The sequence below is a fragment of the Novosphingobium sp. APW14 genome (assembly GCF_032337075.1).
Lineage (GTDB): Bacteria > Pseudomonadota > Alphaproteobacteria > Sphingomonadales > Sphingomonadaceae > Novosphingobium.
Map to the genome: position 1 here is coordinate 26566 of NZ_JAVYAB010000001.1, position 23427 is coordinate 49992.

Annotated in this window: 23 protein-coding genes; 8 read left to right on the forward strand and 15 right to left on the reverse strand. The window is 63.9% G+C overall.

Features of this window, described 5'->3' with window-relative positions; translation table 11 throughout:
• Positions 1-688: 688 nt before the first annotated feature.
• The 13 genes from RQP55_RS00120 to RQP55_RS00180 form a co-directional block, all read right to left on the reverse strand.
• On the reverse strand, positions 689-1903 hold the full coding sequence (locus RQP55_RS00120; RefSeq protein WP_315608153.1) for an argininosuccinate synthase: 1215 nt from the start codon (positions 1901-1903) through the stop codon (positions 689-691).
• A 64-nt stretch (positions 1904-1967) separates the two neighbouring features.
• On the reverse strand, positions 1968-3242 hold the full coding sequence (locus RQP55_RS00125) for a cyclopropane-fatty-acyl-phospholipid synthase family protein (protein WP_315608154.1): 1275 nt from the start codon (positions 3240-3242) through the stop codon (positions 1968-1970).
• 40 nt (positions 3243-3282) lie between these two features.
• Positions 3283-3864, reverse strand: a complete 582-nt coding sequence (locus RQP55_RS00130) for a TMEM165/GDT1 family protein (protein WP_315608155.1) — start codon at positions 3862-3864, stop codon at positions 3283-3285.
• Entirely contained in the window at positions 3864-4616 is a 753-nt protein-coding gene (locus RQP55_RS00135; RefSeq protein ID WP_315608156.1) for an SDR family oxidoreductase, read from the reverse strand. Before RQP55_RS00135 ends, RQP55_RS00130 begins: the two co-directional genes overlap by 1 nt.
• Before the next feature lie 50 nt (positions 4617-4666).
• Positions 4667-5020 carry a glycine zipper 2TM domain-containing protein gene (locus RQP55_RS00140; protein WP_315608157.1) on the reverse strand — a complete coding sequence of 118 codons (354 nt, stop codon included), beginning with the start codon at positions 5018-5020 and terminating at the stop codon, positions 4667-4669.
• Positions 5021-5131: 111 nt separating this feature from the next.
• Positions 5132-6376, reverse strand: coding sequence for a 23S rRNA (adenine(2503)-C(2))-methyltransferase RlmN (rlmN, locus tag RQP55_RS00145; RefSeq protein ID WP_315608158.1), 1245 nt, complete (start codon positions 6374-6376; stop codon positions 5132-5134).
• Between the two features lie 83 nt (positions 6377-6459).
• Complete coding sequence (locus RQP55_RS00150) at positions 6460-6816, reverse strand: hypothetical protein (protein WP_315608159.1); 357 nt, start codon at positions 6814-6816, stop codon at positions 6460-6462.
• A gap of 143 nt (positions 6817-6959) precedes the next feature.
• Complete coding sequence (locus tag RQP55_RS00155) at positions 6960-7166, reverse strand: hypothetical protein (RefSeq protein ID WP_315608160.1); 207 nt, start codon at positions 7164-7166, stop codon at positions 6960-6962.
• Positions 7166-7345 (reverse strand): DUF4169 family protein, encoded by a 180-nt coding sequence (locus tag RQP55_RS00160; protein ID WP_315608161.1) that lies wholly within the window; start codon positions 7343-7345, stop codon positions 7166-7168. Before RQP55_RS00160 ends, RQP55_RS00155 begins: the two co-directional genes overlap by 1 nt.
• A gap of 44 nt (positions 7346-7389) precedes the next feature.
• Positions 7390-7614 (reverse strand): hypothetical protein, encoded by a 225-nt coding sequence (locus tag RQP55_RS00165; protein WP_315608162.1) that lies wholly within the window; start codon positions 7612-7614, stop codon positions 7390-7392.
• The gene (locus RQP55_RS00170; protein WP_315608163.1) at positions 7611-7790 is read right to left on the reverse strand and encodes a hypothetical protein; all 180 of its coding nucleotides are present in this window, start codon (positions 7788-7790) and stop codon (positions 7611-7613) included. Before RQP55_RS00170 ends, RQP55_RS00165 begins: the two co-directional genes overlap by 4 nt.
• Before the next feature lie 107 nt (positions 7791-7897).
• A complete protein-coding gene (locus tag RQP55_RS00175; protein WP_315608611.1) occupies positions 7898-8392 on the reverse strand; it encodes a GreA/GreB family elongation factor in 495 nt (164 codons plus the stop codon).
• Positions 8393-8396: 4 nt separating this feature from the next.
• Positions 8397-10361 carry a lytic transglycosylase domain-containing protein gene (locus RQP55_RS00180; protein WP_315608164.1) on the reverse strand — a complete coding sequence of 655 codons (1965 nt, stop codon included), beginning with the start codon at positions 10359-10361 and terminating at the stop codon, positions 8397-8399.
• A 94-nt stretch (positions 10362-10455) separates the two neighbouring features.
• On the opposite strand from RQP55_RS00180, the gene dapA reads away from it, so the two are divergent.
• The 8 genes from dapA to alaS all read left to right on the forward strand — a co-directional run bounded on the left by dapA (position 10456) and on the right by alaS (position 20695).
• Positions 10456-11337: a 4-hydroxy-tetrahydrodipicolinate synthase gene (gene dapA, locus RQP55_RS00185; RefSeq protein WP_315608612.1), complete on the forward strand. Its 882-nt coding sequence runs from the start codon at positions 10456-10458 to the stop codon at positions 11335-11337.
• Positions 11338-11419: 82 nt separating this feature from the next.
• Positions 11420-11902: an SsrA-binding protein SmpB gene (gene smpB, locus RQP55_RS00190; RefSeq protein WP_315608165.1), complete on the forward strand. Its 483-nt coding sequence runs from the start codon at positions 11420-11422 to the stop codon at positions 11900-11902.
• Positions 11899-12480, forward strand: a complete 582-nt coding sequence (locus RQP55_RS00195; RefSeq protein WP_410000247.1) for a DUF2062 domain-containing protein — start codon at positions 11899-11901, stop codon at positions 12478-12480. The genes smpB and RQP55_RS00195 overlap by 4 nt, the downstream gene beginning before the upstream one ends.
• Entirely contained in the window at positions 12477-14897 is a 2421-nt protein-coding gene (locus RQP55_RS00200) for a response regulator (RefSeq protein ID WP_315608166.1), read from the forward strand. The genes RQP55_RS00195 and RQP55_RS00200 overlap by 4 nt, the downstream gene beginning before the upstream one ends.
• 149 nt (positions 14898-15046) lie before the next feature.
• Entirely contained in the window at positions 15047-16114 is a 1068-nt protein-coding gene (gene recA, locus RQP55_RS00205) for a recombinase RecA (RefSeq protein WP_315608167.1), read from the forward strand.
• Positions 16115-16312: 198 nt separating this feature from the next.
• Positions 16313-17122: an arginase family protein gene (locus RQP55_RS00210; protein ID WP_315608168.1), complete on the forward strand. Its 810-nt coding sequence runs from the start codon at positions 16313-16315 to the stop codon at positions 17120-17122.
• 38 nt (positions 17123-17160) lie between these two features.
• The gene (locus RQP55_RS00215; protein WP_315608169.1) at positions 17161-17979 is read left to right on the forward strand and encodes a class I SAM-dependent methyltransferase; all 819 of its coding nucleotides are present in this window, start codon (positions 17161-17163) and stop codon (positions 17977-17979) included.
• A gap of 70 nt (positions 17980-18049) precedes the next feature.
• Complete coding sequence (alaS, locus tag RQP55_RS00220; RefSeq protein WP_315608170.1) at positions 18050-20695, forward strand: alanine--tRNA ligase; 2646 nt, start codon at positions 18050-18052, stop codon at positions 20693-20695.
• Here the strand turns inward: alaS and RQP55_RS00225 are convergent.
• Both RQP55_RS00225 and RQP55_RS00230 read right to left on the reverse strand, forming a co-directional pair.
• Positions 20692-21510: a carbonic anhydrase gene (locus tag RQP55_RS00225; protein ID WP_315608171.1), complete on the reverse strand. Its 819-nt coding sequence runs from the start codon at positions 21508-21510 to the stop codon at positions 20692-20694. The genes alaS and RQP55_RS00225 overlap by 4 nt on opposite strands.
• 93 nt (positions 21511-21603) lie before the next feature.
• Positions 21604-23382: a cation:proton antiporter gene (locus tag RQP55_RS00230; protein WP_315608172.1), complete on the reverse strand. Its 1779-nt coding sequence runs from the start codon at positions 23380-23382 to the stop codon at positions 21604-21606.
• Between the last annotated feature and the right edge of the window lie 45 nt (positions 23383-23427).

The following is a 23427-nucleotide window of genomic DNA, read 5'->3' on the forward strand; positions in this document are numbered from 1 at the left end:
CGTGGACAGCTCAGCCGCTGTGATGCGTTGTCGATCACCTCGCGTGCCATCGCACCGTGAGTGGTCCAGCATCGTGATGCTCGTCGCATCGGGCCTGCTCTGCCTGACCGAAGTCTGACTTTGCACGCTGTCTCGCACATTCCGGCTGGCTCGTGAGAGCCGGCGTTCATCGTCCGGTTTCGCTTCCGGCGTCCCGGTCCCGTCAGGCGGCGGGTCTGGCCCGAAAGCCTTTCCCGTATCGCCTGGCGGTTCCGTAGCCGCTTCCCGCCCGCTGTCCCGGCCTTCCGTCTGCATGGCCGAAGCCAGGCTTCCTGTCTGCCGTTCCAACTGCTCGGAAGCAGCCTCCTGACTGCGCGCCGCTCGCTGCATCTGCGGTTCGCGTGAGCCGCTCCGAAGAGCTTTTCCCGCGTGTTTTCCGACACTGCTGCGGGCATCGCTGCCAGCATCTGAAGGCTGCGTTTTCCCCTTTCCTTTCAGTGGTTTCCCACCGAAAGTTCAGGTTCGGTTTAACCTTCCGACACCTGAAGGCTGCGCCTCAATCCTGAGTCGCACAAGCGGAAAAATGCGGACTTATCCACAGACGCCATGTTTGGCGGTGGATAACCAGGTGCCTGCGGTGGACAGAATCGCGTGGCGCCTTCTGCGGCGCAATTTTTTAGCGGTCGCGCTGGGCCAGCAGGCGCAGACGTTATCGATCTCTCTGCGCCAAGAGGCGCAGACGGAGCGCGTTGAGCTTGATAAAGCCCGCCGCGTCCTTCTGGTCATAAGCGCCGGCATCGTCCTCAAAGGTCACGTGGCGTTCGCTGTAGAGCGAGTTGGGGCTCTTGCGGCCGACCACGCTGGCATTGCCCTTGTAGAGCTTCAGCCGGACCGTGCCCGAAACCTTGGCCTGGCTGTGATCGATCGCAGCCTGCAGCATCTCGCGCTCGGGCGCGAACCAGAAGCCGTTATAGATCAGCTCCGCGTACTTGGGCATCAGCTCATCCTTGAGATGGGCTGCGCCGCGATCAAGCGTGATCGATTCGATGCCGCGGTGCGCACGGGCATAGATCTCGCCGCCCGGGGTTTCATACATTCCGCGGCTCTTCATGCCGACGAAGCGGTTTTCAACCAGGTCGAGCCGGCCAATCCCATGCTTGCGGCCCAGATCGTTGAGCGCGGCAAGCAGCGTGGCCGGGCTCATCGCCTGGCCGTTCAGCGCCACGCCATCGCCCTTTTCAAAGTCGATGGTAATGTATTCCGGCTGGTCAGGCGCATCTTCCGGGTTGACCGTGCGCGAATAGACATAGTCCGGGGTCTCTTCCCACGGATTTTCCAGCACCTTGCCCTCGGACGAGGTGTGCAGCAGGTTGGCGTCGGTCGAGAACGGGCTTTCGCCGCGCTTATCCTTGGGGACCGGAATCTGGTGCTTTTCAGCCCAGGCGATCAGCGCGGTGCGGCTGGTCAGGTCCCATTCGCGCCAGGGGGCGATCACCTTGATCGAGGGATCGAGTGCATAGGCGGAAAGTTCGAAGCGAACCTGGTCATTGCCCTTGCCCGTGGCGCCGTGGGCCACGGCATCGGCGCCGGTCTCATGCGCGATTTCGACCAGCCGCTTGGAAATCAACGGCCGCGCGATCGAGGTGCCGAGCAGGTAATCGCCTTCATAGCGGGCATTGGCGCGCATCATCGGGAAGACGAAATCGCGGACGAACTCCTCGCGCAGGTCGTCGATGTAGATGTGGTGATCGGGCACGCCCATCAGCTTGGCCTTGGCGCGGGCCGGTTCCAGCTCTTCGCCCTGGCCAAGATCGGCGGTGAAGGTGACGACCTCGCAGTTATAGGTGACTTGCAGCCACTTGAGGATCACCGAGGTATCGAGACCCCCCGAATAGGCGAGGACGACGCGCTTGATGTCCGACATTGGCTGAGACTCCCGCTGAAATTGCGGGGGCGCGGCTAGCAGGTGGGGGGGCGGGGCGCAACCGCTACTCGGCAGCCTCGCGCTCAAGGTGCCAGACGGGCGTGCCTTCCGCTGCAGATAGTCGGGCCGCTTCTGCCGTGATGTAATCCCGCGTCACGGGTAGCACGCCGGCGCGTTTGGTAGCCTGGACGTGGAAATTGACCATGGTTCCGTTGCGGAAACCCTGTTCGGCACCGACAAGGTAGAACTGCCACATCCGGAAGAAGCGCTCGTCGAACATTTTCACAATCTGCTCGCGGTGCAGCATGGCTCGGCGGTACCATTCGGCCAGGGTCCAGGCGTAGTGCTGGCGCAGTTCCTCAATGTCCGCGATCTTCCAGCCGGTTTGCTCGTGGGCCAGGGCCAGATCGCTGACGCAGGGCAGGTAGTGGCCGGGGAAAATGTACTTGCGCACCCAGGCATCGGTTGATCCCGACATGCCGGGCTTGCCGATCGTGTGGGTCAGCATCACGCCATCGTCGGCCAGCAGGCCAAAGGTCTTGGCGTAGTATTCCTCATAATGCGGCTTACCGAGGTGTTCGATCATCCCGATCGAGCTGATCCGGTCAAACCGTCCGGTGACATCGCGATAGTCGATCAGTTCGAACTTCACCTTGTCCGCCACGCCTGCTGCCTCGGCGCGTTCATTGGCGAACTTGACCTGATCGGGCGCAAGGCTGACACCCAGCACATCGCAGCCGTAATGCTTGTTGAGGAACAGGGCGAACCCGCCCCAACCGCAGCCGATATCCAGCACCCGCAGGTGCCGGGCATCGCGCGGCAGGTGCAGCTTGGCTGCGATCAGGGCCTTCTTGTCAACCTGGGCCTGCTCCAGCGAATTGGCCGGGTCGGTGAAATAGGCCATCGAGTACATCCGGTCCTCATCGAGGAACAGCTCATAGAACTCGCGCGTCAGGCCATAGTGGTGGACCACGTTTTTGCTGGCGCGGCTGCGGTAATTGATCTGGTCGAGCCGCGAGCCAAGCCGATCGAGCAGTTTCTTTGCCGGGCTGGGAGGGTTCAGCGCCCCACTGGAACGGGCCGCATTGCCCATGACCAGGAGCACCATGTCGCGAATGTCATGTGGCGGCTCAATCACCAGCCGTCCGTCGGTATAGGCTTCACCGGTGCCAAGCCGCGGATCGCGGGCGATGTGCAGCGCCGCGCCTTTGTCGGTCAGGCGGATGGTTAGGGGATCGGCCGAGAGGTCGCCATAGCGATGTTCGGTGCCATCGTGATCAACGACACGCAGCTGACCCTGCCGGACCAGCGATCGGAGCATCTTGTCGAGTAGCCACATGCTGCAGGAGACTATCCCTCCTGCAAACTAGTGCAACCACTTATGCGCCCAGCCAACCCAAAACTTCGGCTAGCTGCCACAAGCCCAGAACCAGGAACAGCAGTGCGGCGATGGTGCGGGTGAGGTTGAGCGAAACCTTCGCGACCAGCTTTTCACCCAGGAACACCGCCGGGCCATTGGCCAGCATCATCCCCAGTGTGGTCCCGGCGGCAACAACCAGAACAGAATGGTATTGCGCCCCCAGGGCAATCGTTGCGACCTGCGTCTTGTCGCCCATTTCGACCAGGAAGAATGAGACCAACGTGGTCAGGAATGCGCCGCCGCGGGCGCGCACGCTATCCTCATCATCATCCAGCTTGTCGGGCACCAGGGTCCAGGCGGCCATGGCGATAAAGCCCAGCGCCACGGCACTGCGGAACCACGGGGCGTCCAGCAGCCCGGCGACCTGGCTGCCAACCAGGGCTGCAAGCGCATGGTTGGCCATGGTTGCCACCAGGATGCCCGCCAGAATCGACCACGGAGCACGTAGGCGCGCGGCCAGCACGATCGCCAGCAGCATGGTCTTGTCGCCAATTTCGGCAAGTGCCACCACGGCAGTGGAAGCGAAGAAAGCTTCGAGCATCAAAGTCCTCTGGCCATGAACAGCACGTCCCGCGGCTGGGCGAGCAGGTGCTGTCCGGAATCGATATAGAGTGTCTGCCCGCTGGTGGCCCAGCCATCGGCAAGGAAAAGCGCGGCATCGGCCAGTTCCTGCGGATCGGTCAGGCGTTCAAGCAGGTTCATCCGGCCGCTGGCTTCGTGCTCGTCCTCGCGCTGGTCAAAGCTGGGCATCATCGCACCGGGGGCCAGCCCATAGACGCGGTTGGCGGGATTGGCCTGAGCCATGGCCAGCATGGTCACGCTGGCGGCAAAAGCTTGCTTGGCCATCGTATAACTGAAGAAATCGGGATTGGGGTTGAGCAGTTTCTGGTCAAGGAACTGGATCACCCGCTTGCCGCCTTTCGCCTGCGACTGAGCCAGGAAGGCCTGTGCCATGCGCGTTGGGGTTTCGGCGTTGACCGCTATCGCCTCAGCAAAAACGGCATGATCGATTGCGGCGGCATCGTCATAGCGGAACACGGCCGCGCAGTTGACCAGCACCCGCCAGTCTTCCAGTCGCGCCGCGACATCGGCAACCATGGCCAAGGCAGCATCGCCGTCCAGCAAATCGCATTGCACCACCTCGGCAGAGGGAAGTTCTGCAGCAAGGGCATGGGCGGCTTCGGGTGAGTGGTGGGCGTGGATCACCACGTGCCAGCCCGCAGCGGCAAAGCTTCGCGCCAGCACGGCACCGATGCGCTTGCCAGCGCCAGTTATGAGAACGGCCGGGGGCATAGCGGTTCCCCTATGCACACCCGGCCGCTCTGGCAAAGGGTTAGTTCAGCTTAGCGGCACCGGGTAGGGCCGCGGGCAAGCTCATTGCCGATAAAGGCGCCGGCAGCCGCGCCAAGGATCATGCCGGTGGTGCGTTCACCGCGGGTATCGATCGCCCTGCCAAGCAGGGCACCAACCGCAGCACCGGCCAGCAGGCCGACCGTGCCGTCGCCGCGGCGGCAGTAATAGCGTCCGTCTTCACCCTGCCAGTAACGGATGCCGTTGTCGGTCTGGCGATAGGCGATGTGGCCATGCTTGGCGCGATAGCCATGGGCTGGGGCCCAGCGCGGCGGATCGGCAAATGCCTGGGCAGAGGGCAGGGCGGCGCTCGCCAGCGTGGCGGCGATCAGTATCCTGCGAAACATCGGCGATCTCCTGTTCTTGCGAAACTGATGGAGAGAGCCTCTGCCCAGGAACCTGAACCGCAGATTTCGGAGGTTGGTGAGCCGTGTTAAACGTGCGGCCAGCCGGGAAATTTAGCCCAGCGCGGCCTGCTTTTCTTCGGCCAGCCGGTCCAGCTCGGCGCGGCTGAGCTTCTGGGCTGTGGTCTTGAGCTGGCCGCAAGCCGCGTCAATGTCGCGCCCGCGCGGCGTCCGCACCGGGGCGCTGATGCCGGCCTCAAACACGATTTCCGAAAAACGCCGAATACGTTCGGGCGTCGAGCATTCATAAATCGCGCCCGGCCAGGGGTTGAACGGGATCAGGTTGACCTTGGCCGGCAGCTTGTACTGCTTGATCAGCCGGACCAGCTCGCGCGCGTGCTCGTCGGTGTCGTTCTTGTCCTTCAGCATCACATATTCAAACGTGATGCGGCGGGCGTTGCTGGCACCGGGATAGTCTGCGCAGGCCTGCAACAGCTCTTCCAGTCCGTACTTGCGGTTGATCGGCACGATCTCGTCGCGGATGTCCTTGGTCACCGCGTGGAGCGAAACGGCAAGATTGACGCCGATCTCCTCACCGCATTTCGCCATCATCGGCACGACGCCGCTGGTCGAAAGGGTGATCCGGCGCTTCGACAGGGCGAGCCCATCACCATCCATCACCAGCTTCAGCGCATCGCGGACGTTATCGAAGTTATAAAGCGGCTCGCCCATGCCCATCATCACGATGTTGGTCAGCAGGCGACCGTCTGAGGAATAGCCGCCGTCTTCATCGACCAGGTCATCGCCCAGGGCGGAAAGGTCGGCCTGGCCCGCCTTGGGCCATTCGCCCAGCGCATCGCGGGCGAGCATGACCTGGCCGACAATCTCGCCCGGGGTCAGGTTGCGGACCAGCCGCATCGTCCCGGTATGACAGAACCGGCAATTCAGCGTGCAGCCGACCTGGCTGGAAACGCACAGCGTTCCGCGATCGGCATCGGGGATGAAGACCATTTCGAATTCATGGTCATCAGCCGTCTTGAGCAGCCACTTGCGGGTGCCGTCGCTGGAATGCTGGCTCAGCACGATTTCCGGGCGGCCGATAACAAAGCGTTCCGCCAGCCAGGGGCGCATGGTCTTGGCGATATCGGTCATCGCCTCGAAATCGGTTACCCCGCGATGGTAGAGCCAGTGGAACACCTGCTTGGCGCGCAGTTTGGCCGCCTTGGCATCGAGCCCGGCGGTTTCGAACAGTTCGGCGATCCGCTTTTTCGGCAGGCCGATCAGGTCGACGCGGCCATCCTCACGCGGGGTTATGTCGCGCGCGACGGGGACGGGATCGATAAGGCCGGGAATCTGCATGGCGCGCGATATAGGGAAGGCGGCCCGAAAGCGCAAAGCCGATAGCTGGCTTGCGGAGGTGCAATCCGATCCCGCGTAACCCGCTAGCGCAAACGGGCGCAGCCGACTGCAGCTGCGTCCATAGCCGTGGCTGCTCCGTCCAGCGACCAGGTGTTGCTGAAACCGCGGCCGTCGGCGCCGCGGGCGCTCACGGTCATTTCACCTGCAGACCGCATGGCGGCAACAATAGCTGCGTCCAATCGCCGGTCGGCCGCCCACGCATCGCCACCGCCGCCCACCAGCTTGTAGCGCTGCCCGCCCAGAAACAGAGTAATCGGCGCGCCTGCCATCACTGGGCGGGAAAGCCGGAAGTGAACTTGTCCGCGTAGCTGCTGGCGCGGCCATGTGCCGACCGTGGCATAAGGCTGGTAATCCCGCTTGAGCGTCGAGGGGGCGGCCATGGCAATCGCATAGCATCGCGGACCGCCGGACGCCTTCGGATCACTGAAGGCGCCCCAGGTTCCGAATAGGCCCAGGGATTCTCGCGCCATGGCAGGGCTGGCGAAAAGCGCGGCGAATATCAGGCAACGGCGAAGCATTAGGGTCAGCTTTCCCCGATCAGATCGAGATAGCCCACCACGTCATTGTCCGTGGCGATAAAAAGGCTGTCTTGCACTTCGGCCGGTTGCTGCGCGGCAAGCTGCAATGCTTCGGCCAGCGAGGCATATATCAGGGTGGTGGCAGCCCCCCCTTCGCTCGCACCGTCAAGGTGATAAAGCCGCACAGTTGCGCTGTCATAGGTCGTGCGCATCAGGGTTTGTCCCGCAAGTGACCAGCAAGGTTGTGCGCAGCGCGCAGGTCTTCAGCCTGTCGCTGGCGGCGCTCGCTGGTACTTTGCCCATGGCGTACGCGGTTTTCGGCGGCAAGCGCCGCCGCTTCGGTGCGGGCGCGGGCCTTGCGGGCCAGTCGCAGGTTAATCACTTCAGCCATGGCTTACCCATCGCAGAAACTGCGCGCGGGGAAAAGCGGTCAGGCTACCAGCTGCTGGATACGCGATAGAAGGCGAAGCGCTTCACCTTTCCCTCAATCAAGTGCTTGCTCAGCTTTTTGCGGAGTTCCTCGGCACCTTCAGAGGTCCGGCAGACAACATGGGTCCCGGCAATCGGCAGCGGTTCAATTGCGCTGATCCGGATCTTCGCTGCATCGCATATGCTCTGCACTTCGGCTTCAGTCAGCGACAGGTTCATGGCTCGGCTCATAGTGCCGCACTCCAGCCGGCAGCGGCCGGAGCACCCAGGCGGTTTTGGTAGGTGGCGATCGAGCCGGCAATCCTTGCGGCTTTCGCCAACAGGTTGTGGCGCTGCGCGGCGCAGCTTGTTGCGGTTGCGCGCATCACGGCGCGTTGGTGGCGGGTATACTGGGCGTTGAGATCCATGATCGCTCCTCACTTCGTAAGCGGGAGCGCTGGAGGTCTCTCAGCCGCGAGCGCTTACCTGCGGTCTGCTCGCGATCCTTGGTAGATGGGGACTGGGCAGGCGATTTTCAAGGCGCCGAGGCTGCCGGATAGGCTATCGCCAAGACTTCCCATTCCTTCTCGCCCCCGGGCAGGTGCACCCGGCGCAGATCGCCCACTGCCGCCCCGCGCAGGGCGCGGGCCATGGGGGCCGACCAGCCGATCAGGCTTTTGCCGGCATCCTGCTCGTCATCGCCCACCAAGGTGACAGTGCGCTGGTTATCGTCTTCGTCAGCGATGGTGACTTTCGCGCCGAACCAGACACGGCTGCGGTCTTCCTGCCGCGCCGGATCGACCACCCGGCAGAATTTCATGCGCCGGGCGAGGTGGGCCAGTTCGCGGTCAATTTCGCGCATCCGCTTGCGGCCATAAAGGTAGTCGCCATTCTCGCTGCGGTCGCCATTGCCGGCAGCCCAGCTGACAATCTCGACAATCTGCGGACGTTCGGTGCCCAGCAGATGATCATAGCGTGCGCGAAGCGCGGCCATCCCTGCCGGGGTAATGGGTGGTCCATCCGGCTTCACGGGATCAACCCGGGGTGCGCTTGCCAAGGAACCGGCTGAGCGGGTTGGGTCCGCCCATCCGCGCCTTGTCCGGGTTCATCGCTTCATAGACCACGGCGTTTTCCAGCACGTGCTGCACATAGCTGCGGGTTTCGCTGAACGGGATACGTTCGACCCATTCGACCCAGTCAATCGTGCCGTTGCGGGGGTCGCCATTGGCGCGCAGCATCTTGTTCACATTACCCGGTCCGGCATTGTAGGCGGCCACGGCCAGCGGATAGCTGCCATTGTAATATTCCAGCATCCGCCGGAAATAGGCGTCACCAAGGGTGATGTTATAGGCGGCGTCCTTGATCAGGGCATCAGGATTGTATTCCAGGCCAACCTTGGCTGCCTGCTCTCGCGCGGTTCCCGGCATCAGCTGCATAAGCCCGCGTGCGCCAACATGGCTCATCGCGTTCATCGCAAACTGGCTTTCCTGCCGGGTAATGGCGTGGACCATGGTCCAGTTCGATCCGGCAACGACCGGGATTAGGGGATAACCGGTCTTGTGAAACTCGCCGAACCCGTCGGTGTGGGCAGCCTGGGCCAGGATGACGGCTAGATCGCGTCGTCCCAGCTCGCGGGCAAGGTCTGCCACCAGAACGTGATCGGTTTCAGTGATTGCCTGCTCGCTGATCTCGCGGAAGAACCGCACGCCGGTTGGCCAATCGCTGGCGCGGGCAACTTCGCGCACTGCCATGGTCAGCGGCCGGGAATTGAACGCGGTGCGCTCTGCGGCGGTAGGAACGGCGCGCGGTTGCTGGTTGAATGCAGGAAGTGGGCGGCCAAGCCGTTCTAGCGAGAGCTGGCCATAGTACTGCTCAGGATAGATCGCGGCCATTTCGAAATAGCGATTGGCCTCGGCCATCTTGCCGGCCTGGGCCATTGCCCGGCCCGCCCAGTAATAGCCCTTCGACCGGGTCTGAGGACTGCGCGCTGCAGCTCCATAGCGATAGAATAGCGGTGCGGCGCGAGACGGATCGCGCAATTCATTGAGCGCCCGGGTGCCGCCCAGCCACATCAGCGAGGTGTAATCGTCGCGGATCTGGAACGACTGCAAGCTTACGTCAGTGCCGGCCGGGAAAGTTTCATCAATCGCGGCAGCAATCCGCACGGCGTTGGCAGCATCACTATTGCGCGCAACCGAGAGAAGTTCACCAATCCACCGACGGGCATCGCGCGGTGGTGCCGCCAACGGGGGGCGTGTGGCGAGTACGGCTGCGGCAAGACTGGTCTTACCCGCAGTCCGCAGCATGCGGACGCGGTTATAGAGGTATCCCGCATCGCGCAGTACGCTTGGTCCCGGATCGATCCCCTGGGCTGCCGGATCCTGGCCGTTGACCAATCCGAGCCGGGCCAGAAAGCTCGGCCGTGATTGGGCCGAAACCAGCAACAGCTGCCGCGTAGCCTGCGTTGAACTGTTGTTCCACAACAGCGCGTCCATCCGGGCATCGTGATCCGCAGGGGTAAGAACCTTGGCAAGGCGTGCCGATAGCGCGGCCTCGCTTAGGTCGTTCATCGGGCCAGCGCGCCAGACAGCCCGGCCCAGTTCGACCGCTTCGGGACGGCCAAGTTCGAACAGCGCCAGCGCCTGGCGGGCGCGGGCTGAATTGGTAATGGCCGGATAGCGATCAAAGAACGCGGCGATGCGCGCGGCGGGGGCGCTCTCCCGCTCCAGCGCGCGTTCAGCATAGCTGCGCAGCTTGGTTTCTTCTGGAAAGCCCGGATAGCTCAGCAGGAAGCTGGCATAGTCATCGAACAGGAACCGGTCTGAACCGGTCAGCAGTTTCCAGCGCGCCACGGCCTGGGCCATCGGGCTGGCTGGTTGTGCCGCATGGGTCGCGCGGGAACGGTCCCAGTCGGCAGCATCCTGTGCTGATGCGATCGACGGAGTCATTGCCACGCTTGCCAGCAGCAAAGCAAATGTCGTGCGGACCATGCTGGACATTCTTGGCAAAGGCTCCTTATCAGGGGCTGAACAAGGCGGTTGCCGGGGCTTTGGCAACCGTGGGTCCTATGGGCCAAGAAGAAGGGTGAAGTCCATGTTCTCCGGCTCAATTCCGGCTCTGATTACCCCGTTCACCACAGGTTCGGTGGATGAAGGGGCATTCCGCCGGCTGGTGGACTGGCAAATTACCGAAGGTTCCGCCGCTCTCGTACCCTGCGGGACAACCGGTGAGGCACCCACGCTCAGCAACGATGAGCAGCACCGGCTCTTTGCCGTGACGGTTGAGGCGGCGGCCGGCCGGGTGCCAGTGATAGCCGGCTGCGGCAGCAACGATACCCAGACGGCGCTGTGGCACATGCAGGAAGCCAAGGCGCTGGGTGCCGATGCTGCACTGATGGTCGCGCCATACTATAACCGCCCCAGCCAGGCAGGTCTGCTGGCCCATTTCAGCTACCTGGCCGAAAAGGTCGATCTGCCGATCGTGCTTTACAACGTGCCAGGCCGGACCGTGACCGACATCAAGCCCGAAACCGTGGCCGAACTGGCCCGCCGGTTTCCGGAACGGATCATCGGCATCAAGGACGCGAGCGGGGACATGACCCGGCTGACCGCCCACCGGCTGGCGCTGGGCGAAGGCTTTGTTCAGCTGTGCGGCAACGATGACATGGCGCTGCAATACAATGCCGGCGGCGGGGCCGGCTGCATCTCGGTCACCGCCAACGTTGCCCCGCGGCTCTGCGCCGAATTCCAGGCCGCCAGCCGGGCGGGTGATGTGGCCAAGGCGCACCAGCTGAACGAACGGCTGTTCCCGCTGCATCAGGCCCTGTTTACCGATGCCTCGCCCGGCCCGGTCAAGTACGCCCTGAGCCGGGTTTGCGACTGGCTCAATGATGAAGTGCGCCTGCCGCTGGTCCCGTGCAGCGACGATGCGCGCCGGGCAGTCGATGCCGCGCTGAAGCACGCCGGGGTCATCTAGCAACCGCTGCACCAGCCGGGCGTGAATTTAGTAAGGACCCCCGGTTTCTTTTTGTGCCAAGCGGGCCTACATGGCCGGGATAATGGCCCGTCCAACCCACGCAGCATTCGACAAGAAAAAGGTGGTCGCCGAAAACCGGCGGGCGCGGTTCGATTATCATATCGATGATACGGTTGAGGCGGGGATCGCCCTGACGGGAACCGAAGTGAAAAGCCTGCGGTTCGGGGAGGGTTCGATCGCGGAAGCCTATGCCGAGGTCAAAAATGGCGAGGTCTGGCTGATCAATTCCAATGTGCCCGAATTCAGCCACGGCAACCGGCACAACCATGTGCCCAAGCGTCCGCGCAAGCTGCTGCTGCACGAGCGGGAAATCGCCCGCTTTACCGGAGCGGTTGAGCGCAAGGGCATGACGCTGGTGCCGCTGTCGATCTATTTCAACGGCCGCGGCCGGGCCAAGGTGGAACTGGCCCTGGCCAAGGGCAAGAATGCGGCTGACAAACGTGCCACGATCAAGGAACGTGACTGGAAGCGCGACCAGGCGCGCATTATGCGGGAACACAAATGACCGACCTGTCATCCCGCATTACCCGCTGGGCCCGCGCCAATATGCCCCGGCGCGAGGAGCTTGAGCATAGCCGCTGGATTGGCCCCTTTGCGCGTCGGCCCGAACTGTGGCGTTTTACCCGCCGGTCGGTGCCGCGCGGCGTCGCTGTTGGCCTGCTGGTCGGAATTTTTGCGCTGATTCCCGGGATCCAGATCATCGGTGCGGCGCTGATGTGCGTGCCCAGTCGGGGCAATATCCCGTTGGCGGCGCTGATGACCTTCCTGTCCAACCCGGCGACCACGCCACTGATCCTGGCCGGGTCGATCTGGCTGGGCAACCAGCTGGGCTTCCACGCCGATCCCCAGACCTTTTACGGCCTTTATGAGCGCGGGGCAGGCCTTGGCGAATGGACCCGCTGGCTGCTTTCTGACGCGGCTCCGGCCGCGCTGCTGGGCCTGTTCATCATTTCGACGGTGACGGCTGCCATCGGCTATCTTGTTTCGGCCTTCACCTGGAACAGCTGGGTGCGGCGTAAGCGCCGCGCGGCGCAAGAGCGGCTGATTGCCCGGCGCGAGCGGCAGGAACCAGTCCAGTCGTGAGCGCGCCCGGCTCCCGCATTACGACGAGTGGGGGGGAGCGGCTGGTACTGGGCGCGGCCTTTTTGGTCAGCCTGGGGCTGGTCTGGCTCGCCACGCGCGAAACGCTGGTTGTGGCGGCCTTTGCTGGCGGTCTGGCATCCCTGGGTGCGCTTGCCTGGTTGCTCGCTCGTCCCAAGCCCGTTTTGCAAGAGGCTGAATATGCCTTGCCGGACTGGTCGGTCACGATTGCCGCGATTGACCGGCCAGACTGCGCCATCGCGATAACCGACCGGGCCGGGCGCCTGGTCTGCGCCAACCGCACCTTTGAAGACTGGTTCACGACCAACCATGCGCCGCCGCGGCTGCCGATGGACAATCCCTCGCTTGAACGGCTGGCCAAGGCTGGCCGTTCTGGCTGGCGCGATGGCTTGGGCAAGGCCGACGTGATCGAGAATGAAGCCGGGCGCTGGACTGCCTCCGCCCAACGTGCCGGCCGGGGCGACGATTACCTGGTCTGGACCATCAGCGCGCTGTCCAGCGCTGATCCGGTCGCCGAACTGGTCCCGCACCTTGATGGCAAGCTGGGTCGGGCGCTGGCCACGGCGGGCATGGCCGCCGCGATCGTTGATCCTGATGGCAAGATCCGTGCCGCCAGCCCGGGCTTTGCCGCCCGCGCGACGGGCGATCCGGCAGCTCTTTTGACCGGGCAGGATTTTACGTCGTTTCTACGCCAGGACGATCGCGATCAGGTCAGTTGGGCGCGCGAAGGGCGGCGCGGAAATCCTTTGACGATGTATTACCTGCCCGTGCGCGATCCCGATGCGCCAGGTCCGGTCGACTATGCCACGACCCCATCCTTGATGCTGCTGATCGAAGCCGGGGTGGGCATCGCTGGCAGTGCAGTTGAAGGCTCGGCGGCTGTGCCACATCTTGAGGCTTTGCTTGGTAATCTGCCGCTTGGGCTGGCTATGGCTGACCGCGATGGGCGCCTGCTCTTCGCTAACCCGGCCTTCATGCGCGCCGCGGGGCGCGAAGGCGACGCACCACCGACCTATCCAACAGACCTGGTGGTTCAGGAAGACAAGGGCGCCATTTCCGATGCGATCCGGCGTTTTGCGCAGGGACCCTCGGCTGCGGGTGACCTGGCAATACGACTTCGCACGCAACCGGAAGATCCGGTGACGCTTAGTTTCGCCGGTGTGCGTGGCCTGGGCGAGGCCGCGGTCCTGCTCAGCATTTCCGACAGCACGGAAGAGGCCCGGCTTAAGCGGCAGGTCGCTCAGGCCACGAAGATGCAGGCCGTAGGGCAGCTTGCTGGCGGCGTGGCGCACGATTTCAACAACGTGCTGACTGCGATCCTTGGTACTTGTGACCTGATGTTGCTGCGCCATACCCCCGGCGACAGCGATTATGACGATATCCAGCAGATCCGCGCCAACTCCAACCGAGCAGCCAGCCTGACTCGCCAACTCCTCGCGTTTAGCCGTCAACAGACCTTGCGCCCGGAAGTGCTGCAGCTTCCCGATGTGGTGCAGGACGTTTCGACCCTGCTGAAACGGCTGATTGGCGAGAAGGTGAAGCTAACAGTCACCCATGATCGCGATCTGGGTGCCGTGCGGGCCGATCCTAGCCAGCTTGAGCAGGTAATCGTCAATCTTGTGGTCAATGCCCGCGACGCGATTCTCTCGAAGGGTGAGATTGGCGGGGGGCGGATCAGTCTTGCCACTCGCGGCGTTAGCGCGGCTGATGTCCGAGCCATGCGGAACGCGATCATGCCGCAGGTCGATTATACCGCGCTGGTAGTGGAAGACACCGGGACCGGGATTTCGCCCGATTACCTTGGCAAGATCTTTGAACCGTTCTTCACGACCAAGGAGCAGGGCAAAGGAACGGGTCTCGGCCTCTCCACCGTTTATGGTATCGTCAAGCAATCGGGCGGCTTTATCTTTGCCGACAGCGAAGTGGGCAAGGGCACCAGGTTCACGGTCTACCTTCCGGTACACCATGCCTCGTCCGATGAGCTTGCTATCAAAACCGTTCGTGCCGAGCCAACCGCGCAATGGGCCGGTGGCGGACGAGTGCTGCTGGTTGAAGATGAGGACATGGTTCGTGCAGTGGCCGAACGCGCACTGACCCGCGCGGGCTACACAGTCACCGCGGCAGCCGATGGCGACGAAGGCCTCGCCTATGTCGAGCAGGGTGCCGAATTCGATCTGGTCCTGTCCGATGTGGTCATGCCCGGGATGGACGGGCCGGCCATGATTCGCGAGATTCGCGCCCGCCACCCGGCGCTGCCCGTGCTGTTCATGTCTGGCTATGCCGAGGAGCAGCTGCGCAAGGAAATCAACATCGCCGATGTTCATTTCCTGCCCAAGCCCTTTACCGTGCAGCAAGTGACGGACAAGGTTGGGGCGGTGCTGGCCGCAGCGCAGCTTTAGGAAAACAATTTACCAAAAAGCGTAAAATTTCTATATATTTAGAGCGTTCTAAATTTGTTCCAGTTCCCCTCTTGTTCTCATGGAACAGATCGGGTACATCGAGTCGCAGTTGACCTCCTCGGTCGGCTGGTTAGGCAAGGGGACGAACAATGGGTGCACAACTCAAGCTGATACAGGAAGGCAAGGACACCATGGACCGTCAAAAGGCGCTGGAAGCGGCGCTGGCCCAGATTGATCGCGCGTTTGGCAAGGGCAGCGCGATGAAGCTCGGCTCGAAGGAAACGATGGAGGTTGAAGCGATCTCCACCGGTTCGCTCGGCCTCGATATCGCGCTTGGCATCGGCGGTCTGCCGCGCGGCCGCGTGATTGAAGTTTATGGTCCGGAAAGCTCGGGCAAGACCACGCTGGCGCTGCACGTCATCGCCGAAGCGCAGAAGAGCGGCGGCACGGCTGCTTTCATCGACGCCGAGCATGCGCTCGATCCGGTCTATGCCAAGAAGCTGGGCGTCAACATCGACGAACTGATCGTCTCGCAGCCCGATACGGGTGAGCAGGCGCTCGAAATCACCGACACGCTGGTCCGCTCCAACGCGATCGACGTACTGGTGGTGGACTCGGTCGCTGCGCTGGTACCGCGGGCGGAAATCGAAGGCGAGATGGGCGATAGCCACGTCGGCCTCCAGGCTCGCCTGATGAGCCAGTCCTTGCGCAAGCTGACCGGTTCGATCAGCCGCTCGCGCTGCATGGTGATCTTCATCAACCAGCTGCGCATGAAGATCGGCGTGATGTACGGCAATCCGGAAACCACCACCGGCGGTAACGCGCTGAAGTTCTATGCCTCGGTCCGGCTCGACATTCGCCGCACCGGCCAGATCAAGGATCGCGACGATATCGTCGGCAACTCGACCCGCGTAAAGGTGGTCAAGAACAAGGTTGCTCCGCCGTTCAAGCAGGTCGAATTCGACATCATGTATGGCGAAGGCATTTCGAAGATTGGCGAAATTCTCGACCTTGGCGTGAAGGCCGGCATCGTCGAAAAGTCGGGCGCCTGGTTCTCCTACGATTCGATCCGGATCGGCCAGGGGCGCGAGAATGCCAAGCAATACCTCAAGGACAATCCCGAGCTCTGCGACCGGCTGGAGGCTGCGATCCGCGGCCAAACCGAAGGTCTTGCCGGGGAGATGATGACGGGTCCCGACGGGGACGACGACGTGTAATCTCCCCAGGGGAGGGCATCCTCGTCCCCCAAAACCCAGGATGCCCTCCACGAAACAGGACCGGCGCGGTATGCCTTACCAGGCTCCGCGCCGGTCTTTTCGTTTGGGGGCATCGCGACGGTTGCATTTGCGCGCGCCATGACGTCATGCGTGCCGCCACGGGGTTAAACCGCCCCAGGATTCACGAGCACAGGCACCATGATCACACCGACCTTCCATCTCATCGGCTTGCCAACGGACTGCAATTCCTCCTTCGCCCGCGGCCCGGCGGCAGCGCCGGCGGCGATCCGCGCAGCGCTGTGGAGCGATCGCGGCAACCTGGCGGCAGAGGATGGGCAGGAAATCGGCCATGACTTCCTGCTGGAGGACCGCGGCGACTTGCCGCTCACCGAAACGCCTGATGATGACGCGATCATTCGCAATGGCGTGACTGAAAGTCTCTCAGCCGGTGCAATGCCGATCTTGCTGGGCGGTGATCATGCCGTGTCGTTCCCGATTGTCCAGGCGATCGCCGCGAAACACGGGCCGGTGAACATCCTCCATTTCGATGCGCACCCGGACCTGTACGATGACTTTGAAGGCAACCCGCGCAGCCATGCCTCGCCCTTTGCCCGCATTCTTGAAGCTGGGTTGTGCCGCCGGCTGGTCCAGGTCGGGATTCGCACGCTTAACCGCCATTGCCGCGAACAGGCGGCCCGGTTCGGGGTGGAGATCGTGCCCATCGCCGATTTCACCCCGGGCATGGTCCCGGTGCTGGATGGCCCCCTGTACATCTCGCTCGATCTCGATGGGCTCGATCCCTCCGAAGCACCTGGTGTCTCGCACCCAGAGCCTGGCGGCCTGCGCGTCCGCGAGGTCCTGTCCGTGCTGCACGCGCAAACCGGGCAGATCGTCGGGGCCGATGTGGTTGAGCTAAACCCGCGCTTTGATGCGAATGATCGCACGGCCATCCTTGCTGCCAAGCTGGTGCGCGAGATTGCGGCCACGGCATCGCGCAACCTGCGATAGCTGTTGTGCAAAGGTTCGCTCCGGCATAGCCTTTCATCATGACCACCGAGATGGATTGGCGCGCGCAGGTCGGGCGCAGCTGGGCGCAGAACTATGCGCTGACTGACCGCTCGTTCGCGGGGCTGACGCAGGTCCTTTTGGATCGCACTGTGCCGCTGGTTGGCAAGGCGGTGCTTGATATCGGTTGCGGGGCGGGGGAGCTGTCACTGGCTCTGGCCCGGCAAAATCCCGGCGCGGCAGTGTTGGGTGTCGATATCTCCCAAGATCTGGTTGAAGTGGCCAAGGGGCGGGCCGCGGATCTGGCCAATGCCAGCTTTATCGAGGCCGATGCCGCAGCCTGGCGCGATCCCGGATTTGCCGCGGACCTGGTCGTCTCGCGCCACGGGGTCATGTTCTTTGCCGATCCGGTTGCCGCGTTTGCGAATATTCGCGCTGCAGCGGCCGAAGGCGGGCGCTTGGTGTTCAGCTGCTTCCGCACGGCCGGGGAGAATGCCTGGGCCGCCGGCCTAGCTGAATTGCTTGGCTTGCCGCCCTCGGTCAATCCCCGCGCGCCCGGGCCTTTTGCCTTTGCCGAAACCACCCATGTCGAAAGCATCCTGAGCAGTGCCGGATGGCAGGGCATTGCCTTCGAAGCGGTCGATTTTGCCTATGTCTGCGGCACCGGGGAAGACCCGGTGGAAGATGCCCTGAGCCTGTTCCGTCGGATCGGTCCGGCTGCCCCGCATCTGCGCAGTCTTGAAGGCGCGGCCCTGGCTGATGCCGAATCGCGAATCCGCGAATGGCTGGAGCGGCATCGCAGCGGCAACCTGGTCGCCATGGCCGCGGCAGCCTGGATCGTCAGCGCACGCAAGAATTAGCGCCATCGATTGCCGTGATCGTGCCTTCCCGCTTGCCGCAAAACTGCGCCTGTCCTAGGGGCGAGGCGCTATGACCTCGACGAACGACATCCGCCGCTCCTTCCTCGAATACTTCGGCTCGAATGGGCACGAGGTGGTGCAGTCGGCTCCGCTGGTTCCGTACAACGATCCTACCCTGATGTTCACCAACGCCGGGATGGTGCCGTTCAAGAACGTCTTCACCGGGCTGGAAACCCGCGCGACCCCGCGCGCCACCTCCAGCCAGAAGTGCGTGCGCGCCGGGGGCAAGCACAACGACCTCGATAATGTCGGCTATACCGCGCGCCACCACACCTTCTTCGAAATGCTGGGGAACTTCAGCTTCGGGGACTATTTCAAGGAACAGGCGATCATCCACGCCTGGACCCTGCTGACCAAGGAATGGGGCATCAACCCCAACCGGCTGACCGCCACCGTCTATCACACCGATGACGAGGCGTTCGCGCTGTGGAAGAAGATCGCCGGCCTGCCGGAAGAGCGGATCATCCGCATCCCCACCAAGGACAATTTCTGGGCCATGGGTTCGGACGGTCCGTGCGGGCCGTGCAGCGAAATCTTCTACGATCACGGTGACCACATCTTCGGCGGCCCTCCGGGCAGCCCGGACGAAGACGGCGACCGCTTCGTCGAAGTCTGGAACCTGGTGTTCATGCAATATGAGCAGGCTGCGGATGAGATCGTCAGCGAACTGCCCAAGCCCAGCATCGACACCGGCATGGGGCTGGAACGGATCGCTGCGGTTATGCAGGGCGTGACCGACAACTACGATACCGACACCTTCAAGGCGCTGATCGCTGCCTCTGAAGGCCTGACCGGCGTGAAGGCTGAGGGCGAGCAGCAGGCCAGCCACCGTGTGATCGCGGATCACCTGCGCTCAACCAGCTTCCTGCTGGCTGATGGCGTCCTGCCCAGCAACGAAGGCCGCGGCTATGTGCTGCGCCGGATCATGCGCCGCGCCATGCGCCATGCCCACCTGCTGGGCGCGAAGGAGCCCCTGATGCACCGCCTGGTCGCTTCGCTGGTGCAGGAAATGGGCGCTGCCTATCCTGAGCTCGGCCGCGCCCAGCCGCTGATCGAGGAAACCCTGCAGCGCGAGGAAGTGCAATTCCGCCGCACCCTGGCCAACGGGCTCAAGCTGCTTGACGAAGCCACCGCCAGCCTGGGCCAGGGTGGCGAGCTGCCGGGCGAGACCGCATTCAAGCTCTATGACACCTATGGCTTCCCCTATGACCTGACCGAGGACGCGCTGCGCGCCCGCGGGATCGGGGTGGACCGGGCCGGTTTCGATACCGCCATGGCCCAGCAGAAGGCTGCGGCCCGCGCCGCCTGGAAGGGCTCTGGTCAGGCGGCTGATGCCGAGGTCTGGTTCGATATCGCCGAACGCGTCGGCGCGACCGAGTTCACCGGCTACACTGCCACCACGGGTGAGGCGCAGGTCGTCGCCCTGGTCAAGGACGGCAAGGAAGTGGACAGCGCCAAGGCTGGCGATGCCGTGACCGTGATCGTCAACCAGACCCCGTTCTACGGCGAAAGCGGCGGCCAGACGGGCGACAGCGGCACGATTGCCGGGGCCGATGGCCTGGCCATCGCAATCAGCGATACCGCGAAGCCGCTTGGCCGCCTCCATGCCCATAACGGCACGGTCCAGGCCGGCACGGTCAAGGTGGGTGACGTGGTCAAGCTCGATATCGACGTCGCGCGCCGCGATGCGATCCGCGCCAACCACTCGGCCACGCACTTGGCCCATGCCGCGCTGCGCAACCGACTTGGGGCCCATGTCACCCAGAAGGGTTCGCTGGTTGCTGCCGACCGCCTGCGTTTCGACTTCTCGCATCCCACCGCGCTGACGGCTGAGGACATTGCCGCGATCGAGGCCGAAGTGAACGCTGAAATCCGCGCCAACGAGGCTGTGGTTACCCGCCTGATGAGCCCGGATGATGCCATTGCCGCCGGGGCCATGGCGCTGTTCGGTGAGAAATATGGCGAGGAAGTGCGCGTCCTCTCGATGGGCCGCACCACCGACAAGACCTATTCGGTCGAATTGTGCGGCGGCACCCACGTGCGCGCCACCGGCGATATCGGCCTGTTCCGGATCGTCAGCGAAAGCGCGGTCAGCTCGGGCGTGCGCCGGATCGAAGCCATGACGGGCGAGGGGGCGTTCCGCTATCTCGCCAGCCGTGAGGACGCGCTGAAGAATGCCGCATCGGTTCTGCGCACCACGCCGGAAGACGTTGAGGCCCGCGTTACCGCGCTGCTCGATGAACGCCGCAAGCTTGAACGCGAACTGGCCGAAGCCAAGAAGGCGCTGGCGCTGGGCGGCGGCGGAGCCAAAGCGGAAAGCGCTGATGAGGAAGTGGGCGGGGTCAAGTTCTCCGGCCAGGTGCTCGATGGGCTCGATCCCAAGGAGCTGCGCGGCCTGTTGGATCAGGCCAAGGCGCGGCTCGGTTCAGGCGTGGCGGTGATCGTTGCCGTGAACGAAGGCAAGGCCAGCATCGCGGCCGCCGTGACCGAAGACCTGGCCGGCAAGGTCAGCGCGGTCGACCTGGTTCGTGCGGGTGTCGAAGCACTGGGCGGCAAGGGCGGCGGTGGCCGTCCGGACATGGCCCAGGGCGGTGGCCCGGACGGGGACAAGGCTGCCGCTGCGATTGCTGCGGCCAAGGCCGTGCTGGCGGGCTAGTTCGTTCCCGCCACCAGCAGGCGCCCGTGGCGCGGCTGGGTGGGGCGGGCATTGTCGCCTACGATGGCATGGATTGCGGCGATCTGGGCGGCGCTGGCCTGAACTGGCTGGATCGCGACATGCCATCGCACGCCTTCGCTGCACGGCGGGGTCGTCAGCGAACCATCATAGCGCCAGACGGCCAGACTTGGTGGCAGCAGCTTGGCCGGATCAAGCGTAACCCCGCCAACCACATGAGCGGCGGCCTGCTGGCGCGGGGCGGCCTTGACCACTTTGTCGAGCTCCGGGTTATGCGCGCCTTCTTCGAACAGCACGCCCAGCACCGCCAGATTGCCTGAATGGTCGGCGTGCACAAAGTGCGCGACCATGGGATAGGGTACGCCATAGACCGTCTCTTCGGAGGGCGTATGGAAATGTACCTGAACCAGCTTGTAGTGCGAAATTCCGCTGGAAAGGATTGAGCCTTCGGGGAAGTTTACCTGAACGGTATGGCCGTTGTTGAGGATGCTGAGCTGGCCCGGGCGATAGGTGGCGCGCACTTCGATCCGGCCTTCGATATCCGCACCGCCCAGGTCGATCGGGCTTTGCATGCGGCCGACCTTGCAGGTCTTGAATTCGTCAGCCAGCTCACCCCACTGTTCGGGCCCGGTCTCGCCAGCATAGCCCCAATGCTGCGCGCCGCCGCTATGTGGAGCGGAAGCAGGGACACGTGCGGAGACGGCGTGAGACGCGGGAGCATGGCCTGATCCGGCCAGCGCCGGAGCGGCAATCAAAAGCGCCAATGCGGCGCCGGTGGGGGCATTACGGCGGGTCAAGCGGGCAAACTCCTGTCAGGAACCCCGCCAGCATAGACAGCGCTACCTAAGCCTGCGCCAATCGCGGGCTAGGGACAGCTACGGACGCAGCGTTCAGGCTGACGGGCGTTCGCGCAGGCCGGCGCTCTTCAGGCGCGGCTTCTCGTCCAGTTCGCCCTCTTCCATGATCTGGGCGCGGAACTCGTCGCGCTTTTCGTGGATCGAGGCGATCACCGGCCCCATCGGCACGCCCAGATCAACCAGCACGGCTTCTGATAGCTGCAGCGAGCTTTCGAGCGTCTCGGGCACGGCATGGCTCGCCCCGGCGCGGTAAAGCAGGGCGGCATGGCTGACATCGCGGGCACGGGCGATGATGGTCAGGTCGGGATAGGCCACGCGCAGCTTGCGGACCAGCCGCTGCACCGCGACTGGCTCATCCATGGTCAGGATGATGGCGCTGGCCCGTTCCACGCCCAGCCGGTGCAGGGTGCTCTCCCACGCGGCATCACCGAACACCACCGGGTACCCATCAACCTGCGCGCGGGTAACGGTATCGGCATCGCCATCGATCCCGACAAAGGGCTTGTCGTGAACCCGCAGCATATCGGCCACCAGCCGTCCGACGCGGCCCATGCCAACCACGATGGCGCGCGGGACATCGTCCTCGGGCAGGTCAACCACCGGCCGCTGGCCTTCCACCCGGCGGCCCAGGCGCTTGCCCAGCCAGGCCAGGCCCGGCGTTATGGTCAGCCCGATTGCGGTTACCGTCTGCCAGAACTGCGCGGCATCGGCATTGATCAGCTGCACCGCGCTGGCCGTGCCCAGCACGATCAGGGTAGTCTCGGACGGGCTGGCCATCAGGATTCCGGTTTCGGTCGCCGTGCCAGAGCGGGCACCCATCGATCGCAGCAGCACGGCCGTGACCAGGGCCTTGGCCATCAATACGGCCACAACCCCGATCAGGATCTGGCTCCACTGCTCGAACACCATGGCCAGGTCGAGGCTCATCCCCACGGTGATCAGGAAAACCCCCAGCGCAAGGCCCTTGAATGGTTCGGTGATCCGCTCAACCTCGGTGTGGTATTCGGTTTCGGCGATCAACAGGCCGGCAACCAGCGCGCCGAAGATGGGCGAGAGGCCGACAGCCGCCGTTGCCAGCGCCGCGCCGATAACGACTAGCAGGCTGGCGGCCAGAAACAGTTCGGGGCTTTTCGTCCGGGCCGCCTGAGCGAACAGGTGCGGCAGGGTAAAGCGGCCGATTGCCAGCAAGGCCACGATCACCAGCGCGCCCTGCCACAGCGTGTCGAACATTTCTGCCCCGCCCTGGGCCGCGCCGCCGCGCCCCATCGCCCCCAGCAGGAAGATGATCGGGATCAGGGCAATATCCTCGAACAGCAGCATGGCCAGCGCGGCGCGGCCCACGGGCGTGTGCGGATCGGTGATGCGCAGCACCAGCGCGGTCGAGGACAAGGCAAGCGCAAGGCCCAGCGCCAGCGCGGTTGGCAGCGAATTTCCCAGCACCATCAGCACGGCGCCAACCAGCAGCGCGCTGATCAGCAGTTCCAGCGCGCCCAGCCCGAACACGTGCCGGCGCATCGACCAGAGCCGGGCAAATGACAGCTCCAGCCCGATTGAGAACAGCAGCAGGATGATCCCCATCTCGGCCGCCGGGGCAAGCGTGGCGGGGTCGGCAATGGTGATGTGCTCCAGCCAGGGCGCGAAGGGCACCAGCCGGCCAAGCCCAAACGGCCCGATCAGCAGGCCCACCAGGATGAAGCCAATGATCGGGGTAATGCGAAAGCGGGCGAAGACCGGGATGATCGCCCCAGCTGCGCCCAGGATCACCAGGGCATCGCCAACTGCGGGAGAGGTGATTTCGGTTGGTCCGGCCATGGACGGACCTTAGCGGCAGGAGCCGCGCAAAAGAAAGCCCCCTGA

Bases quoted from the DNA above. Each gene is read 5' to 3' on its own strand.
- RQP55_RS00120 (WP_315608153.1), bottom strand. From the start codon at position 1,903: ATGTCGGACATCAAGCGCGTCGTCCTCGCCTATTCGGGGGGTCTCGAT.
- RQP55_RS00125 (WP_315608154.1), bottom strand. From the start codon at position 3,242: ATGTGGCTACTCGACAAGATGCTCCGATCGCTGGTCCGGCAGGGTCAG.
- RQP55_RS00130 (WP_315608155.1), bottom strand. From the start codon at position 3,864: ATGCTCGAAGCTTTCTTCGCTTCCACTGCCGTGGTGGCACTTGCCGAA.
- RQP55_RS00135 (WP_315608156.1), bottom strand. From the start codon at position 4,616: ATGCCCCCGGCCGTTCTCATAACTGGCGCTGGCAAGCGCATCGGTGCC.
- RQP55_RS00140 (WP_315608157.1), bottom strand. From the start codon at position 5,020: ATGTTTCGCAGGATACTGATCGCCGCCACGCTGGCGAGCGCCGCCCTG.
- rlmN (WP_315608158.1), bottom strand. From the start codon at position 6,376: ATGCAGATTCCCGGCCTTATCGATCCCGTCCCCGTCGCGCGCGACATA.
- RQP55_RS00150 (WP_315608159.1), bottom strand. From the start codon at position 6,816: ATGGCCGCCCCCTCGACGCTCAAGCGGGATTACCAGCCTTATGCCACG.
- RQP55_RS00155 (WP_315608160.1), bottom strand. From the start codon at position 7,166: ATGCGCACGACCTATGACAGCGCAACTGTGCGGCTTTATCACCTTGAC.
- RQP55_RS00160 (WP_315608161.1), bottom strand. From the start codon at position 7,345: ATGGCTGAAGTGATTAACCTGCGACTGGCCCGCAAGGCCCGCGCCCGC.
- RQP55_RS00165 (WP_315608162.1), bottom strand. From the start codon at position 7,614: ATGAGCCGAGCCATGAACCTGTCGCTGACTGAAGCCGAAGTGCAGAGC.
- RQP55_RS00170 (WP_315608163.1), bottom strand. From the start codon at position 7,790: ATGGATCTCAACGCCCAGTATACCCGCCACCAACGCGCCGTGATGCGC.
- RQP55_RS00180 (WP_315608164.1), bottom strand. From the start codon at position 10,361: ATGTCCAGCATGGTCCGCACGACATTTGCTTTGCTGCTGGCAAGCGTG.
- dapA (WP_315608612.1), top strand. From the start codon at position 10,456: ATGTTCTCCGGCTCAATTCCGGCTCTGATTACCCCGTTCACCACAGGT.
- smpB (WP_315608165.1), top strand. From the start codon at position 11,420: ATGGCCCGTCCAACCCACGCAGCATTCGACAAGAAAAAGGTGGTCGCC.
- RQP55_RS00195 (WP_410000247.1), top strand. From the start codon at position 11,899: ATGACCGACCTGTCATCCCGCATTACCCGCTGGGCCCGCGCCAATATG.
- recA (WP_315608167.1), top strand. From the start codon at position 15,047: ATGGGTGCACAACTCAAGCTGATACAGGAAGGCAAGGACACCATGGAC.
- RQP55_RS00210 (WP_315608168.1), top strand. From the start codon at position 16,313: ATGATCACACCGACCTTCCATCTCATCGGCTTGCCAACGGACTGCAAT.
- RQP55_RS00215 (WP_315608169.1), top strand. From the start codon at position 17,161: ATGACCACCGAGATGGATTGGCGCGCGCAGGTCGGGCGCAGCTGGGCG.
- alaS (WP_315608170.1), top strand. From the start codon at position 18,050: ATGACCTCGACGAACGACATCCGCCGCTCCTTCCTCGAATACTTCGGC.
- RQP55_RS00230 (WP_315608172.1), bottom strand. From the start codon at position 23,382: ATGGCCGGACCAACCGAAATCACCTCTCCCGCAGTTGGCGATGCCCTG.